Consider the following 1,501-nt stretch of genomic DNA (forward strand, 5'->3'; position numbering starts at 1 on the left):
AAATGTCCTTCATTTCTGTAAATTACTAGCTGAAGAAGAGGGAAGTCAGCTCTCTAATACAACTGTTAGAAAAATACTCTATAAGGAAAACATCCTCTCTCCCAAGTCTCACAGAAAGACAAAGAAGAGACTAAGAAAACAAGCTAAACTGAACCGCAATCATCCCCTAGACAATCCAATCTTACCGTCCGCTAAAGATTTCCTGGAAGACACTAAAAAGCTACATCCTAGTAGACCCAGAAAGAAATTTGCTGGAGAACTCATCTAAATGGAGGCTAGCCCTCATGCCTGGTTTGGAGCAGAAACCTCTAACTTACACTTAGCCATTGATGATGCTTCCGGCAATATCCTAGGGGCTTATTTTGATAAAAAAGAGAACTTGAATGCTTACTATCATGTCCTTGAACAAATCTTAGCCAATCACGGCATTCCCCTTCAAATTATAGTAGATTGAAACTAGAATAGTACACCTCTACTTCTAAAACATTGTTAGAAATCGATTTGACTGTCCTGATCGGTTTGTCCTATTCTTATTTCATTTTACTATACTTTCAAACCTAGTCGTTTCTCAATAAAACGACTGACTGAATACATCACACGCTTAGCGGCTGCCTCGCTTCCGACCATCATCACACAATCATCTGCGTAGCGCACAAATCGAAGTCCCCTCTTTTCTAATTCCTTGTCCAATTCATTAAGCATGATATTAGATAAGAGAGGAGATACATTTCCTCCCTGTGGTGTACCAACTAGCGTTTTATGACGCCGACCATTAATGATAACACCTGAATGAAGATACTTACGAATCAAGGATTCCCTATCTCCGTCTTCGATAATATTATGTACTAAGGACATCAATCTATCTTGAGGAACCCTATCGAAAAATTTCTCTAGGTCTATATCCACTATCCACTCATAGCCGTCATTTAAGTACTCTAAGAGCTTGGACAATGGCTTGTTGGATTATCCTATCCATCACTGTCGGAATCCCAAGCTGAAGGACACCTCCATTGGGTTGGGGGATTTCAACTCGCAGGACTGATTGAGGTTTGTATTTTCTCTGTTTTATCAGCTCCTTAGTCAAGCGCCAGTTTTGTCTGAGATAGTCATCCATCTCTTCGATAGTCATTCCATCAATCCCAGCTGAGCCTTTATTGGATTTTACTTGATTGTAAGCTTCCAGCATATTTTCGCGTGATACTATCTTATCTAGCAATTTTGACATGTGCCTATTCCTTTCTTGTTTTGGTGCCTGAGGGATATCTTATATTGGTGAACCTTCATCTAGTCAATACGTGACAGAGTCCAGTTCTATCAGACCGTTCGTTTTACAGACACAAGTAAAGTAGGATTACTTCGATCTGTCGTTTTCTCTTTCTAGCGACAGAGCTCACGGGATAAGTTCTACATCTTTCCTCGTTTAGACTAGACATGAGGACGTTAAAAGGTTACAGTGGAAAAAGATAAATCTTAGTTCGAATTCAATTACTCTCGTGATTTA

General features: G+C 39.6%; 2 pseudogenes. One reads left to right on the forward strand and one right to left on the reverse strand.

The annotated features are described in order from the left end of the window. Positions 1 to 442, forward strand: a pseudogene (locus tag HT729_RS07870) (ISNCY family transposase); the annotation flags it as partial. 104 nt (positions 443 to 546) lie between these two features. Here HT729_RS07870 and HT729_RS07875 read toward each other — a convergent pair. Next, positions 547 to 1,225 (reverse strand): annotated as a pseudogene (locus HT729_RS07875) (reverse transcriptase domain-containing protein); the annotation flags it as partial. Positions 1,226 to 1,501: the final 276 nt, after the last annotated feature.

It is taken from the genome of Streptococcus sp. 79, assembly GCF_013277425.1.
Lineage (GTDB): Bacteria > Bacillota > Bacilli > Lactobacillales > Streptococcaceae > Streptococcus > Streptococcus pseudopneumoniae.